Origin of the sequence: Streptomyces sp. NPDC046977 (genome assembly GCF_040644455.1) — a bacterium.
Classification (GTDB): Bacteria; Actinomycetota; Actinomycetes; order Streptomycetales; family Streptomycetaceae; genus Actinacidiphila.
Genome location: NZ_JBEYWO010000013.1, coordinates 196,979 through 211,162 on the forward strand (window position 1 = coordinate 196,979; position 14,184 = coordinate 211,162).

15 protein-coding genes are annotated in these 14,184 nt (G+C 70.1%); 8 read left to right on the forward strand and 7 right to left on the reverse strand.

What is annotated here, in order from left to right; genetic code table 11:
- Positions 1 to 22: 22 nt before the first annotated feature.
- Both ABZ883_RS21310 and ABZ883_RS21315 read left to right on the forward strand, forming a co-directional pair.
- Entirely contained in the window at positions 23 to 850 is an 828-nt protein-coding gene (locus ABZ883_RS21310) for a universal stress protein (RefSeq protein ID WP_360908261.1), read from the forward strand.
- Between the two features lie 111 nt (positions 851 to 961).
- Positions 962 to 3,085, forward strand: coding sequence for a SpoIIE family protein phosphatase (locus ABZ883_RS21315; protein WP_360908192.1), 2,124 nt, complete (start codon positions 962 to 964; stop codon positions 3,083 to 3,085).
- 14 nt (positions 3,086 to 3,099) lie between these two features.
- Here ABZ883_RS21315 and ABZ883_RS21320 read toward each other — a convergent pair whose 3' ends face one another.
- On the reverse strand, positions 3,100 to 3,651 hold the full coding sequence (locus tag ABZ883_RS21320; protein WP_360908194.1) for a TetR/AcrR family transcriptional regulator: 552 nt from the start codon (positions 3,649 to 3,651) through the stop codon (positions 3,100 to 3,102).
- 118 nt (positions 3,652 to 3,769) lie between these two features.
- Between ABZ883_RS21320 and ABZ883_RS21325 the strand changes: the two genes are divergently transcribed.
- Entirely contained in the window at positions 3,770 to 4,819 is a 1,050-nt protein-coding gene (locus ABZ883_RS21325; protein ID WP_360908196.1) for an aldo/keto reductase, read from the forward strand.
- Between the two features lie 38 nt (positions 4,820 to 4,857).
- On the opposite strand, the gene ABZ883_RS21330 is transcribed toward ABZ883_RS21325, so the two are convergent.
- Positions 4,858 to 5,937, reverse strand: coding sequence for an LUD domain-containing protein (locus ABZ883_RS21330; protein ID WP_360908198.1), 1,080 nt, complete (start codon positions 5,935 to 5,937; stop codon positions 4,858 to 4,860).
- Between the two features lie 156 nt (positions 5,938 to 6,093).
- On the opposite strand from ABZ883_RS21330, the gene sigJ reads away from it, so the two are divergent.
- Positions 6,094 to 7,032: an RNA polymerase sigma factor SigJ gene (sigJ, locus tag ABZ883_RS21335; protein WP_360908200.1), complete on the forward strand. Its 939-nt coding sequence runs from the start codon at positions 6,094 to 6,096 to the stop codon at positions 7,030 to 7,032.
- A gap of 24 nt (positions 7,033 to 7,056) precedes the next feature.
- On the opposite strand, the gene ABZ883_RS21340 is transcribed toward sigJ, so the two are convergent.
- From ABZ883_RS21340 to ABZ883_RS21350, 3 genes are all read right to left on the reverse strand, one after another.
- Entirely contained in the window at positions 7,057 to 8,214 is a 1,158-nt protein-coding gene (locus ABZ883_RS21340; RefSeq protein WP_360908202.1) for a glycosyltransferase, read from the reverse strand.
- A 139-nt stretch (positions 8,215 to 8,353) separates the two neighbouring features.
- Positions 8,354 to 8,917: a hypothetical protein gene (locus tag ABZ883_RS21345; RefSeq protein WP_360908204.1), complete on the reverse strand. Its 564-nt coding sequence runs from the start codon at positions 8,915 to 8,917 to the stop codon at positions 8,354 to 8,356.
- 35 nt (positions 8,918 to 8,952) lie between these two features.
- Entirely contained in the window at positions 8,953 to 9,399 is a 447-nt protein-coding gene (locus ABZ883_RS21350) for a hypothetical protein (protein WP_360908206.1), read from the reverse strand.
- 463 nt (positions 9,400 to 9,862) lie between these two features.
- On the opposite strand from ABZ883_RS21350, the gene ABZ883_RS21355 reads away from it, so the two are divergent.
- A complete protein-coding gene (locus tag ABZ883_RS21355; RefSeq protein WP_360908263.1) occupies positions 9,863 to 10,756 on the forward strand; it encodes an NADP-dependent oxidoreductase in 894 nt (297 codons plus the stop codon).
- A 109-nt stretch (positions 10,757 to 10,865) separates the two neighbouring features.
- On the opposite strand, the gene ABZ883_RS21360 is transcribed toward ABZ883_RS21355, so the two are convergent.
- On the reverse strand, positions 10,866 to 11,252 hold the full coding sequence (locus ABZ883_RS21360; RefSeq protein ID WP_360908208.1) for a hypothetical protein: 387 nt from the start codon (positions 11,250 to 11,252) through the stop codon (positions 10,866 to 10,868).
- Positions 11,253 to 11,588: 336 nt separating this feature from the next.
- Between ABZ883_RS21360 and ABZ883_RS21365 the strand changes: the two genes are divergently transcribed.
- Positions 11,589 to 12,191: a hypothetical protein gene (locus ABZ883_RS21365; protein ID WP_360908210.1), complete on the forward strand. Its 603-nt coding sequence runs from the start codon at positions 11,589 to 11,591 to the stop codon at positions 12,189 to 12,191.
- A 184-nt stretch (positions 12,192 to 12,375) separates the two neighbouring features.
- Here the strand turns inward: ABZ883_RS21365 and ABZ883_RS21370 are convergent, their stop codons facing one another.
- Positions 12,376 to 12,996: a TetR/AcrR family transcriptional regulator gene (locus tag ABZ883_RS21370; RefSeq protein ID WP_360908212.1), complete on the reverse strand. Its 621-nt coding sequence runs from the start codon at positions 12,994 to 12,996 to the stop codon at positions 12,376 to 12,378.
- A gap of 102 nt (positions 12,997 to 13,098) precedes the next feature.
- Here ABZ883_RS21370 and ABZ883_RS21375 point away from each other — a divergent pair, with 102 nt between their 5' ends.
- A complete protein-coding gene (locus ABZ883_RS21375; RefSeq protein WP_360908214.1) occupies positions 13,099 to 13,773 on the forward strand; it encodes a DUF998 domain-containing protein in 675 nt (224 codons plus the stop codon).
- A 74-nt stretch (positions 13,774 to 13,847) separates the two neighbouring features.
- Entirely contained in the window at positions 13,848 to 14,060 is a 213-nt protein-coding gene (locus ABZ883_RS21380; RefSeq protein ID WP_360908216.1) for a DUF4287 domain-containing protein, read from the forward strand.
- The last annotated feature ends 124 nt before the right edge of the window (positions 14,061 to 14,184 follow it).

Here is a 14,184-nt window from a genome sequence, read left to right on the forward strand (position 1 = left end):
ATCCATGGAGGTGAGGAGGCCGGTGGGCGGTGTGATCGTGGCAGGAGTCGATGGTTCGGAGTTCAGCTCCGCGGCGGTGGCGGAAGCTGCCCGGGAAGCCCTGTCGCGCCGCGCGGAACTGCGCGTCGTGCATGCGCTGGTGCCGCCGCCCATGCCGGCGCACGTGCCCATGGATCCCTCCCCTCTGGGGCCGCCGGCAACCGTCTTCCAGGACGCGGCCGAGCGGGTGGTCCGCGAGTCGGTGGAGCACGCCAGGCGCACGGCGCCCCAGGTGAATGTCACGGGGGCCGTGCTGCAGGGGGATGCGGTGTCGGTCCTGGAACTGCAGTCGCGCACCGCGGATCTCGTGGTTGTCGGACCCCGGGGCACGGGCGGGTTCATCGGGATGCTGCTGGGCTCGACGGCGGTGTTCCTGGCCGCTCACGGACAGTGCCCGGTGATGGTGGTGCGGGAGCAGCCGGACCCGTCCGGGCCGGTCGTGCTCGGCGTCGACGGATCCGCCGCCGGAGCCAAGGCGGTCGACTTCGCCTTTGCCGAGGCGGAGCTGCGCGGAGCGGAACTCGTCGCCCTGTACGCGCACAAGGGCCGATCCGGCACGGCGGACGAGAGCATGGATCCGACCGCGGTACTCGCCGGTCACCGGCAGAGCCGTCCCGACGTCCCGGTGCGGCACGCATTGGTGCACGGCGACCCCCGTGAGGCACTGATCGACGCCGGCAGGACGGCGTCGCTCACGGTCGTCGGCTCGCGGGGCATGGGCGGATTCAGGGGGTTGCTCCTGGGTTCGGTGAGCCAGGCCCTGCTTCAGCACGCCCACTCTCCCGTGGCTGTCGTCCGCGGAACCGGGTAGGCGCCTGGCACGTCGCGCTCCGGACGGGCAGTCCGGGCCCAGCGGGCGGGGGCTTGCGGAGTCGCGGAGCGCGGGTGAGGACAGGACGCGAGCTTGCGACGGGGTGAGCGTGTGCAGCGACACGATGTGCGGCGGCCCACGCCGGGTCTGGGCCGGCTCACCGGGCTTTTCGGCGGTCTGGTGCGGGGCGTCGACGCGGCCGTCGGCATGCTGTACGTACTGCCGCCGGGGGAACGCGCGCTTCAGCTGGTGGCACTGTCCGGGATGTCCCGGCGGATAGCCGCCCTGTGGGCGCGGATCGGGATCGACGATCCGACTCCGGTGTCGGAGGCGGTGCGGGAGCGTTCCCCGGTCTGGGTGAGCAGCCCCCACGACATGGCCCGGCGTTACCCCCGGATCGGGCTGGTGGCCCCGTACGAAACGGTCGTGGCGGCCGCACCCTTCACCGGCGACGACGCGGTGTGGGGCGGCGTGTGTCTGGTGTGGCCGGCCTGGCACCCCCCGGAGCTCGACCAGGCCGAGCGTGAGGCGATCGAGGAATTCTGCCGCAGGGCGACGCGGGTGCTGGAGCAGGCCGCTCGGCACGGCTATCCGCTGCTGCCGGGCGCACAGCCGGTGGTCCTGGGGCCGAACCGTCCGCGGACGCCGAGCCGGGCCGAGGCGCTGGCCGCCTACGACTTCACGGACCGCCTGCCGGTGGGCTGCCTGGCGCTGGACCTGGACGGCCGGATCCGCTTCCTCAACGCCGCGGCCGGTGAACTCCTGGGTGCGGGGGTGGCGGACCTGCTGGGATCCCGGCCCTGGGAGCGGCTGCTGTGGTTGAGCGAGCCGACGTTCGAGGACCGCTACCGGACGGCGCAGATGAGCCGGAAATCGACCGGGTTCACCGCGCTCCGGCCACCTGACCAGCGGATCTCCTTCCAGCTCTATCCCGGGGCCACCGGTGTCAGCGTTCGATTGACAGCCGTGGCGGACGGTGCCGTCGCATCGGACGCCGAAACGGGCTCTCCCGATGAGCAGGGCGCCCTCGGGGCGTTGTCCTTGTACCACCTGATGTATCTCGCGGCGGCCCTGACCGAGGCCGCCGGGGTGAAGGACGTCGTCGACCGCGTCACCGCCCAGCTGGTACCCGCATTCGAGGCTCAAGGGCTCGGGCTGATGATGGTCGAGGACGGTCGTCTGCGCATCGCCGGCCACTGCGGATACACAGATGCGTTCATGGCCCGCTTCGACGGCGAGCCGCTGTCCGGTCCCACCCCCGCCGCCCGGGTGGTGACCGCACAGACCCCGACGTTCTTCCCCAGCTTCGCCGACTTCCAGCGCGCCTATCCGCAGGCTCGCCGCTACAGCGACCGCGACGCGTGGGCGTTCCTGCCCCTGATCGCTTCCGGGAGGCCCACCGGCCTGCTGGTGCTCTCCTACGACCGGCCCCGCTCCTTCTCCCTGGCCGAACGAACCATCCTCACCTCGTTGGCCGACCTGATCGCACAGGCCCTGGACCGCGCCCGCCTCTACGACGTCAAACACCAACTCGCCCGCACCCTGCAGACCGGCCTGCTCCCCCAGGAACTGCCCGTCATCCCCGGCCTGCGGATCGCCGCGCGCTACCTGCCCGCCGGCCACGGCACCGACATCGGCGGCGACTTCTACGACGTCATCAGCTGCGACGCCAACGGCGCGGCCGCCGTCATCGGCGACGTGCAGGGCCACAACATCCAGGCTGCGGCCCTCATGGGACAAGTGCGTACGGCCGTCCACGCGCACGCCACCGCCCGCACCTCCCCGGGCGACGTCCTCGCCCGCACCAACCGCCTCATGGCCGATCTCAACGCGGGCCTGTTCACCAGCTGCCTGTACGCCGACCTCGACCTGGCGGGCCACTGTGCCCGCCTGGCCACGGCAGGGCACCTCCCACCCCTGATCCGGCACCCCGACGGCCACACCGAGGTCCTGCACATCGCGCCCGGGCTGCTGCTCGGTGTCACCACGGAAGCCGAGTATCCCACCACCGACATCCCGCTGCCGCCGGGAACGGTGCTGGTCCTGTACACCGACGGCCTGGTCGAAGTGCCGGGCGCCGACATCGAGGAGACCACCGCCGAGCTCGCACGCCACCTCACCGCGGCAGGGGACCAGGACGTGGACCGCCTCGCCGACGTCCTTCTCCACCACGCCTTGGAGACGGTGCCGGGCACCGACGACATCGCACTCCTGCTCATCGCCGTCACGCGCTGAGCTGCTCGCCGGGATCAGGGGCGCAGGCCGCCGATGGCCAGTTCCATGAGGCGCTGCGCCTGGGCCGCGCCGTCGGGGCTGTCCGGCGTGCGCCACAGACAGCTCATCAGCATGATCACGTCGGTGGGGTCGATGCCGGGGCGCACCTCGCCGGCGCGTTCGCACGCGTCGAGGAGTTGTCCGACGGCGGCGGTGACGGGGGGCCACGAGGCGCTGACGACCTGCTGCGCGGCGGCGGAGTGCAGTGCCTCGCCGAGGTCGTGCTTGATGCGCACATACGCGGTGAGACTGGTGAACCACTGCCGCAGCGCGTCGAGCGGGGTGTGGGCGGCCAGCACATCGGCGACGGAGTCGACCAGGCGGCCGATGTCGTGCTGGTAGACCTCCAGGATCAGCGCCTCGCGTGTCGGGAAGTGCCGGTAGAGCGTGCCCGGTCCGATGCCCGCGCGCTTGGCGATCGAGTTGAGCGAGGCGTCCGGGGACTCGGCGAGTACGTCGTGGGCGACCTGGAGGATCACCTGCCGGTTCTTCCGGGCGTCGGAGCGTTGCGTCGCGGGGTCGGGCACGGGTCCTCCAGGCGTGCGGGCAGTGCTGTTTGCGATCCGGAGAGGTCTCCGGTAGCGTCGCGGACGTCAATCGGAGAGATCTCCGGTTCTCTTCCTCCCTCATTGTAGGAGCCTCCCCGTGCGCTACATCAAGCTCGGCCGGACCGGCCTCGACGTCTCCCCGGTCGCCATCGGCGCCATGACCTACGGCGAACCCGACCGCGGCCACCCCGTCTGGTCCCTCGACGAGGAGGCCGCCCGCCCCCTCGTCAAGCACGCCCTCGAGGCCGGCATCAACTTCTTCGACACCGCCAACCTGTACTCCTACGGCTCCAGCGAGGAGATACTCGGGCGCGCCCTGCGGGACTTCGCGAACCGCGACGACGTCGTCATCACCACCAAGGTCCGCCACGCCATGCGTCCGGGCAGCCCCAACAGCGGCGGCCTGTCCCGCAAGGCGATCATGACGGAGATCGACCACAGCCTGCGCCGCCTCGGCACCGACTATGTGGACGTGTACATGATCCACCGCTTCGACAACGACACTCCGCTGGAGGAGACCCTGGAGGCCCTCGACGACGTCGTGAGGGCCGGGAAGGCCCGCTACCTCGGCGCGTCCTCCATGTACGCCTGGCAGTTCGCCAAGGCCCTGCACCTCCAGGAGCGCAACGGCTGGGCCCGGTTCGTCACCATGCAGGACCACTACAACCTGCTCGCCCGCGAGGAGGAACGCGAAATGCTGCCGCTCTGCGCCGACGAGGGCGTCGCCACCATGATCTGGAGCCCCCTGGCCCGCGGCCGCCTCGCCCGCCCCCTCGACCAGGCGAACGCCGGTGAGCGCGCCGTGACCGACGGCGCCTACGCCGACCTGCTCTACAAGGCCACCGCCGACAGCGACCGCGCCGTCATCGACGAGGTCGGCGCCGTCGCCGAGGCCCACGGCGTGTCCCGCGCCCAGGTCGCCCTGGCCTGGCTGCGCCGCAACCCCGTCGTCGCGGCCCCGGTCGTCGGCGCCCGTACGATGCGGCAGATCGACGACGCCGTCGCCTCCCTCGACCTCGACCTCACCGACGAGCAGGCCCGCCGGCTGGAAGCCCCCTACACGCCCCGTCACGACTTCCAGGGCGTCTCGGACGCACGCGAACTCGAGCGCATCAAGGCCCGCATCCCCGGTTACGACAACATCTGACGCCGGGTCGCACTCCCGGGACGAACGGCCGCGCCGGATCAGAATCCGATGGCCTCCCGCAGGAGAAGCACGGTGCCGCGTCCCGGGCGCGGTTCCTTGTTGAGCACGAGCAGACGGCTGATGGCGCTGGGCATCCCGTACACCGCTTGGGCGCGGGCGTTCTCCAGCGGGAGCGCGTGCTCCTCGATGCGGCGCAGCGCCGCGTCCAGGTCCGGCACCACCTTCTGGGCGCCGACGATCCAGATCGCGTGTGCGGCGCCGCCCGCGTTGGCCGGGAGCTGACTCCCGCTGCCCGAGGCGAGCACGAGCGAGCCGGACTCGGTGACCGCGGCGACGCTGTTGACGACGACATCGGGGCCGGCGAGCAGCTTGCGGATCTCGTCGGCGCCGGTCGCGCGGTCCAGGGCCAGGACGCGCGGCCGGACGGCGTCGTACCGGCCGCCGGTGTTGAGATCCTCGTCGATGCCAGACAGCCGCAGGGTCTCGCTGGCGCCGGTGAGCACGCTGGAACCCTCGGGGACCAGGTCCTTGACGCGGAGGCGCGCTGCCGCGGCGTCGTCGAGGACCTCGGCGGCGAAACCGTTGGCACGCAGCGCGGCCGCGACCCGCTCCAGTAGGCCTGCCGGAGCCGGGTCGGTGAAGGAGGCGGCCGCAGCCGGGACGGTCCCGGAGTCCCGCGCCGCCCCGGGTGCCGTGCCGGCCAGCGGGGAGGTGTCGAGGTACCTGACTTCGTAGACCCGCTCGGCGAACCGCCAGCCCTCCGCGGTGCGCTCGTAACGGTCGTGGTAAATGGCGTAGTTGAGGCCCTGGCGGCCGTCCAGGGTGCGCGCGAGCTCCTGGATGTGGGCGCGGCCGGTCGCCGCGTCGCCGTCGAGCCGGATCGTGCCGGGATGCGTGGTCTGCACGAAGAAGTCCCACTGGCTCTGCAGCCGCTCGCCCCCGGCACGGATCTCCTCGCGGCCGCGGAACTCGGCGGGGATGTTGGGCATGCGCAGGACACCGTCCGGTGTGAACAGCGATGCCAGCCGCGGCCGGTCGCGCATCATCGCCGCGTCGGTGAACTCGCCGCGCAGCGCCTCGATCTCGACCCGGTCCGCGATGGCCTGGAAGTCGTTCATCGGCGTTTCCCTTCAGCCTCGTTGTCGTCCTGCCGTCCTGACCGGTACGACAGTGCAGCCCTCAGGAATGTGAGGTCGCGCCCGCCTCACATTCCGGCGGGCTGTCTCGTCGTACCGGGTAGTGGCGCAGAGACGAGCGAGGGAGACGGCCGGACCATGACCACCACAGCCGAACCGGGCGACGACCGGGCCGATCCTGGCCTCGGCGCGATCATGAGCGAGCGGCGGCGGCTGATCAACCTCGGCTATCGGCTGCTGGGTTCACTCGCCGACGCCGAGGACGTCGTACAGGAGACCTACGCCCGCTGGTACGCCATGTCCCCGCGCGAGCAGCAGGCCATAGAGACGCCCGGCGCCTGGCTGATGACGGTCGCCGGCCGCATCTGCCTGAACATGCTGCGTTCGGCGCGGGCCAGGCGGGAGACCTACGTCGGCGACTGGATCCCCGAGCCGCTGCCCGAGCCCGCGGAGTGGATCACCGGGCGTTCCGGCGCGGGCGGGACCGACCCGGCCGACCGGATCACCCTCGACGAGTCGGTGACGATGGCCTTCCTGGTCGTCCTGGACGCGATGACCCCGGCCGAGCGTGTCGCGTTCGTCCTGCACGACGTCTTCCGCTACCCCTTCGGCGAGGTCGCGCAGATCGTCGGCCGGAGCGCGGCGGCATGCCGCCAACTGGCCTCGTCCGCCCGCCGCCGCATCCGTACGGCCCGGCCGTCCGCGGGCCCGAGCGCCGGGCAGGCGGACATCGTCAGGCGGTTCAGGACGGCGTGGGAGGCCAAGGACATCGAGGCCCTGATCGGCCTGCTCGACCCGGACGCCACCGCGACCGCCGACGGCGGGGGGCTGGCCGTCACCCACCTGCGCGCGATCGCCGGCGGTGAGCGGATCGCCCGCGCCTACGCCGAGATCGCCCGCGTGTCGGGCGACCGCACGACGTTCGTGGAGTGCACGGTCAACGGCGTGCCCGGCCTGGTGGCGGAGCAGGACGGCGCCATCGCCACGGTGTTCGCGTTCGCGTTCGCGGGCGACCGGATCAGGCACATCTGGGCGGTGCGGAACCCCGAGAAGCTCCGCCCGTGGCGCACCGACTGAGCGGCGACCCTCGCGCTTTGCCCGTTACGCCATGACGGAGGCGGTGAGGCGTTCGGCGACCTCCGAGGCCGTCGGCATCGCCTCGATCTCGTCACGGAGGCGCTGCGCGGCAGCGGTGAAGCCGGGCTCGGCGAGCAGCCGGCCGACCGCGGCGGTGACGGCGTCCGGGTCCTGCTCGCCGATCGGCAGGGCCAGGCCCGCACCTGCCGCCTGGAGCCGGAATGCCTGGCGCTGCTGCCCCGCGGTGTCGGGCACGACGACGGCGGGGATGCCGCGTGCCGCCGCCCCGAAGGTCGTTCCGGAACCACCGTGGTGCACGACGGCGGACACCCCGTCGAGCAGTTCCGCCGCGGGCAGGAAGGTGACCAGCTCGACCCGGCCCGGCTCCAGTCCGAGGTCGTCGACCGGGACACCGCTGGACGTGGCGACCAGGTCGACGTCGAGGGCGCTCAGCGACCGGAGCAGCGGACCGAGCGTGGGAGCCGCGCCGCGGGCGGTGCTGAGGCTGACGAGCACGCGGGGCCGCCCGGTCCCCGGCGTCCTGGCCGCCCGCGGCGTGCCTTCGGGGCCCTGGTGGGGTTCGGGCCGCAGCGCGATGCGGTCGAGGGCCGGCAGCGCACCGTCGCGTTGCAGGCCGGGCGGGCACAGGTCGAGGAGCCAGCGGCCGGCGGGTGCCTGGGCCGGTGCCTCCAGGCCCCGCTCGACATAACGGGAGTGCGCGGTGGCGGCGAGGGCGTCCAGCACCTCGGGCTCCAGCGCCGGGTCGATGCCCATCACCGCGGACGGCACCTTCAACACGGTGGCGACGAGCGGACCCACGAAGTCGCAGTGTTCCGACACGACCAGGTCCGGTTCCCAGGCGCGCGCTCCCGCGAGCGCTTCGTCGGCGGAGAGGTCGATGCGTACCCCGGCGAAGAACTCGCCGACGAGCGCCGGCGACGGAGCGGTCATCATGTCGGCGCCGGTGCGGCGGCCCACCTCCGCTACGGTCACGTCGACGCTCGGACCGGCGGGGATCAGCTCAAAGCCCTCGGCCCCGACCGCGCCCGCCATGGCGGGCGCGGAGACGAAGGCAACGGCGTGCCCCTGCTTCCGCAGCGCCCGGGCGAGCGGCAACAGGGGCAGGAAGTGGCCGGTCAGCGGGTTGTTGAACATGAGGACGCGCATGGATATCCAGATCACCTGTGTGCTTGTGCCACGAGCCCGGCCGCACCGTGTGCTGCCGCTCGGACCGGATTGATTGCAGGTACAAGTATATCTGGATTACTTGCCGGGACAAGTACAGCCTGGGAAGGTCGCTGGTGCGAGCCCTGCGGGCCGTTCAGCGCTGTTGCTTGACGTCCTTGACCGAGGTCGGCCCCAGCTGCTTGGCGCTGGCGTACTCCGGCATCGTCATGGGCTTGTCGAACAGGAAGAACGACTGGTTCGTACCGACGGTGAACTCCATGTAGGCGTTCGTCGTGGCGTCGAAGCCGTAGTAGGCGTTGCAGGTGGAACCCGTGGTGTACGTGCCGTCCATGCCCGGTTGCGCCAGGACCGCGACGCCGTTGGAGGTGGACTCGACCCGCTCCGTCGGGGTGAGCATCTTGCAGCGCGGAACCGGCAGGCCCTTCATGATGAAGTACCCGTACTCGCCGTTGGCGTTCTGGATGTAGACGTAGGAGAGCTTCCCGCGCTGTCCCCATGTCTTGACCCACTGGTTGATCGCGTCACGGGTCGGCGAGTACTCCATACGGCCCGCCGGCTGCTCGGCGACGAGGTGGTCGTAGTTGTCCTGCTTGGCACGGTTCTCCTTGTCCTGGCTGGAGTCGGTGCAGGAGCTCAGGGCGAAGCCTGCGACGAGCACGACGACGGCGGCCAGGAGCATGCGGGCGAACTTCTTCATGCGGTGCTGCCCTCTTCCCGGGGTGAGTGGGGGGATCAGTCGGTGCACGTCGTGTGCCTGGCGGCGACATCCAGCCGGTAGGGGAGGTTCTTGTCGCGGAAAGGCGCGCGGTGCTCCTGGGCGGCCTTGGAGTTGTAGTCGTTGACCGACTCGATCCGCGTGGTCTTCAGCGCGGTGATCGACTGGTCGATCTGGGTCGCGCGCGTCGGCGAGGCGGACTTGCGCTCCTCCTGGAGCACTTGGATCGTCCCTTCGGCGTTCTGCACGGCCTCGCACAGGTCGAAGAACTCCTCGTACGTGGTCTGGATGAACACCCCTGAGCCGACGGTGTTGTTGCGCTCCTCCGCCTTGCCGCGGAACGGAGCGGTCATCCACCCCACACCGCCGAAGGCGAACGTGCCGATCCCCCACAGCAGCGCCAGGAAGACCACCACGGCGACGGCCCATACGCCGAACCGCGCCCCCTCACGTACCTGTCCCATGGCCACCCCCTTCGCAGGCGGATCCGCGGCGTGGAACCGCCTTCTTGCGAAGGAGGACACAGCGCCCGCCGAAACGGTTCCGCGTGCGCGGGGAGGGGCAGTTGCCTGCCGGTGCGCGCTGCCCTTGCCCGATTCCAGCGGCCCGGCGATCCGTCACCGCCGTCAAAGACCGCTTCGCCCGGTGGGTGTTCTCGGGCCTGCCGGAGGTGCGGACGAGCGCTCGTGACAAGCGCGGGGCGGGCCCTGCCGGAGACCTGGAGTGACGTCAGGGCGTGACCAGGCCGTCGCGCACACGCGTGTGCCTTTTGTAGCCCCCGTCATGCTGACCCATCATGGGGTTACGCGCTAAACGTGAGGAACCACGTCATAAGCGCACAAAGGGAACTTTCCTATGGTGATTTCCCTGTCGGCTCCGGCTGACCTGCACCACGTTGTCATCCCTTTTCAGGAGAACACCATGCTTATGCGTGCCGTCACCGTCCCCCGCTTCGGCGGCCCTGACGCAGTCGAGATCACCGAACACCCGGTGCCCGTGCCGGGCCCGGGGCAGGTGCGGATCAAGGTGAAGGCGGCCGCGCTCAACCCGGTGGACGCGGCCATGCGCTCGGGCGTCTTCGGCGGCGAGGCGAACATCGGCCTGGGCTTCGACGTTGCCGGAACCGTCGACGCTGCCGGCCCCGGCACCCCCTGGACCACTGGCGACCGTGTCATCGCCCTGGCCACGGGCCATCACAAGCCGCTCGGCACCCACGCCGACTTCGTCGTCCTGCACTCCGACACCCTCGCGCCGGCCCCCGCTTCGCTCGACGACGTCCACGCGGCGACGCTCCCGCTGAACACAACGACCGCCGCCCAGGCGCTGGAACTGCTTGCCCTGGCCCCCGGGCAGAGCCTGCTGGTCACCGGAGCGGCCGGAGGCGTCGGCGCCCACACGGTGGAACTCGCGCACCGGCAGGGCCTGAAGGTCACCGGGATCGACTCCGCGGCCTCCGAGGAATTCCTCCTCTCCCGCGGTGCCGACCATTTCCTGGCCCGCGGGCAGACCCCGGAGGCGGCCGCCTTCGACGGTGTGCTCGACGCCGCACGGCTGGGAGCGGACGTACTCGCCGCCGTCCGTGACGGCGGCGCCTATGCCGGCCTGTGGCCCGGCTCGGAGCCGCACCCCGAACGCGGGATACGCGTCGAAGCTCTGAGCGTCCGAGCCGACGGTGCCCTGCTCACGGAGTTGTCCCACCTCGCGGACGAAGGCGTGCTGCTGGCCCGTGTGGCACGGACGTACCCCCTGCACGACGCGGCCGAGGCACACGCTCGGCTGGCGGAGGGCAATCTGCCGGGACGGATCGTGCTCGTTCCCTGAGGCCGGGCCGACACCCCAGGTGCCCGGGTGGGGAGCCGTACGCCGCAAAACGGACGTAGAGCCGCGCATCGCATGGAGCGGTCAGCGAGTTTGCTCCTCACGAAGGACGTCACCCCCCGCTGATGAATGTCTCCAAGGCCTGCCCGGTCATCCTGACGACTACAGCATTCTCTCGTCCCTCGGGGGGCAGACTGGAGCGGTCTCCCTCCCTGCGTAGGATCGTCGGCCGGTCCATAGGGATCACGGTCGCCCCGAGACGATCCACCAACTCGGCCAGCACATCGAAGAACTGGCCTGGAGGGAAACGGCTGATGCCGATACAGACCTCGTTGATGTCAAGCTCCGCTTGATAGCCATCAGCGAGTTGGATCAGCGCATCCTGGAAATTCTCGTCGGCCTTGACGACGTACGGCTTCAGGACCTCCTTCAGGAGATCCATGTCCAGAGGCTTTGGCTCACCGTTCTCGTACGCGAGGATGAACATGGTGCGGCTCATTATCGCTCCTTCACCTTTGCCTTCGTTCGTGGACATCCGCGTGAGGCCTTCTCGATATCTCGGCGATCCACGAGAAGGCCTCACGAACGGCCACTCTATGGAGCGCCTATGACAGTGCTCTCCCCGGCCCGCTCCGGGTGCCCGTAACAGAACGCGGTCGCAGGCTTTTCGCTGCTGCACTCAATAGGTGACGGGAGCTCCGTTTGGAGCAGGCGAATGCCTCATGGCGGGCGTCAGGAACACGCCGCCGGGTGGCCACCGGTCGCGCCTCCTTGCTTGCCCGGCCCCAAATAAACCGGTTGGGCCCCTGGCCGGAACGGGCACTACTGTTCCATCGTGATCAACGTCAACGCGGCCCGACTCGGGGCCGAAGCCGCCCGCCGCCTGAAGAGGGCCGACTGCTGCGAGATCGAACCGGGGCTCACGGACGACGAGTTCGAGCGTGTGGAAGCGCAATACGGTTTCCAATTCTCCGATGATCACCGTGCCTTCCTCGCCGCCGGCCTGCCGGTCGCCTCACCGCCCCAGGAAGGCGCGACCTGGGACAAGCCCTGGCCCGACTGGCGCAACGGCGATCCTGCCGAGCTGCGAACCCATGTCGCATGGCCGACCGAGGGCATCTTGCTCGAGGTGGAGCACCGCTACTGGTACCGGGGATGGGGTCAGCGGCCCACAGAGCCGCAGGACGCACGGGCCGTTGCCGAACGGCACCTGGCAACAGTGCCTCGACTGGCCCCCGTGTACGCACACCGGTTCCTTCCGGCGGGCCGCGAAAGCCACGGGCACCCGGTGCTGTCCATCTGGGGCACCGACATCATCTTCTACGGCAGTGACCTGGCCGAATACATCGAGCACGAGTTCAACGAGGATCACGAGCGGGACTGGGAGAGCTGGAACCCGAAGGCGACCGTCCCCTTCTGGAAGGCCTTCTTGAGCTAGACGACCCTCCTATCGGCAGGTCTTATTGGTTTGCTCCGGAAGTCCTTCGGGGGTGGATCTGTCGGCGATTCTGTGTAAGTTCCTGGGGTCCACCAGGCGGAACCGGTTTGCGAAGAGCCGGGAGAAATCGTTCAGTGTTTCTCCCGGCGTGCCCGGGGGCGACTTGGTGCGTGTCGTCGGGGGGTCAGCGGTAGGCAGCGGTGAAGGCCCGGACGCCGGCGTCCGCATAGCGGTCGAGTTCGCTCTGCGTGTGCTGGGGGCTGCCGTGGAACATGGCCTTGTTCACGGGGATCCACAGAAGAAGCCCGGTGAAGTGGTGAGCGGCCAGATGCGCGTCGGTAACGCGGAGGAGACCGTGGTCGGCGAGGCGTTGGAAGGTGGCTGCCAGGGTGGCGAGGACGCGTTCGAAGCCCTGCTTGTACCAAGTGGCGCCGAGCTCGGGGAAGGTGTCGGCGTTGGCGATGATCAGGCGCCGCAGCTGGAGTACCTGGGGCTGGGTGAGTGCGGTCAGGAAGTGGCGGGCCAGGCGGGTCAGGTTCTCCTCCAGTGCCTCGGCGTCGGCCGGGATGTCGGCCACCAGATCGACCATGGCGTCGACCCGGTCCGTCGTGGCCAGGACGATCTCGGCGAACAGCTTCTCCTTGTCCGAGAAGTGCTTGTAGACGGTTTGCTTGGAGACTGCGGCCTGCTTCGCGATGTCGTCCATGCTGGTCCCGGAGTACCCCTTGGCCATGAACGCCTCGGTTGCGGCGTCCAGGATCGCCTTGTGCTTGCGCGCAGACCGGCCTTGCTCGCTCGCTTCCATCGCCCACCCTTCGGTACTGGACAGTCCAGTTTGTGTGTGACTAATCTAGCGCCCGGCTCCGACGAGTACCACACCGTCTAGTTCTATCCATGGGGGAATCGCATGACCCAGACCATCGGCGTCCCGGTCACGGCCCGCTCGGCGTCGGCACGGCCGACGACGCGGGTCCTGCTGGCAGGCGGCGTCACAGCGGGTCCACTGTTCCTGGGCCTCGGCGCGGTCCAGGGGCTCACCCGCGAAGGCTTCGACTTCACCCGCAACGCGATCAGTCAGCTCAGCCTGGGCGATCTCGGCTGGATCCAGGTGACCAGCTTCCTACTGACCGGCATGCTGGCCGCCGCAGGTGGGGCCGGGATCCGCCGCGCACTGGACGGCGCACCCGCCGGCACCTGGGCACCGCGCCTGATCCATGTGTTCGGCGTCTCGTTCGCCCTTGCCGCCGTGTTCACCGCGGACCCGGGGGCGGGGTTCCCCGCCGGTGCCCCCCAAGCTCCCGCCGCCTCCCTGAGCTGGCACGGCGCCGCCCACATGCTCAGCGCCATGGTGGGCTTCCTCGCGCTGTCCGCGGCATTCCTCGTCCTGGCCCGGCACTTCGCCACGCACCGGCAACGGGGATGGGCCGTGAGCTCACGCCTGGTACCGCTGGGGATCCTCGCCGGATTCGCCGGCTCCTCCGCCACCGTGCTGGCCTTCACCGCCGGAGCCGGACTCGGCCTCCTGTGGCTCACGGCCGTCACCGCCCGGCTGATGACGACCCTCCCCGCAGCACAGAAGTAACAGCACCCGTCCACAATTCGCCGCCGCAACCAAGATAACCATCAAGATCACTACAAGAGAGACAGGACACCGCAATGACCGGACCGGTGAAGGGCCCCGCCAGCTACTTCCCGTCGATCGAGAAGAAGTACGGCCGCCCGATCACGGACTGGAAGGACCTCATCCGCTCCTCGCCCCTGACCAAGCACACGGAACTCGTCACCTGGCTCAAGACCGAGCATGGACTCGGCCACGGCCACGCCAACGCGCTTGTCGCACACACCCTCGCCGAAGGCAGCGGTAAGTAACCCGGACGTCCGCACCGCCGGACCCGTTCAAGCCCGCAATACGGTCGCGACTGCGGTGCTGCGGCAAGGGGCGGCGAGATCCACCTCTGCTGATCGGCCTGCCTGCCTTGCCTGTTGCCTCCGT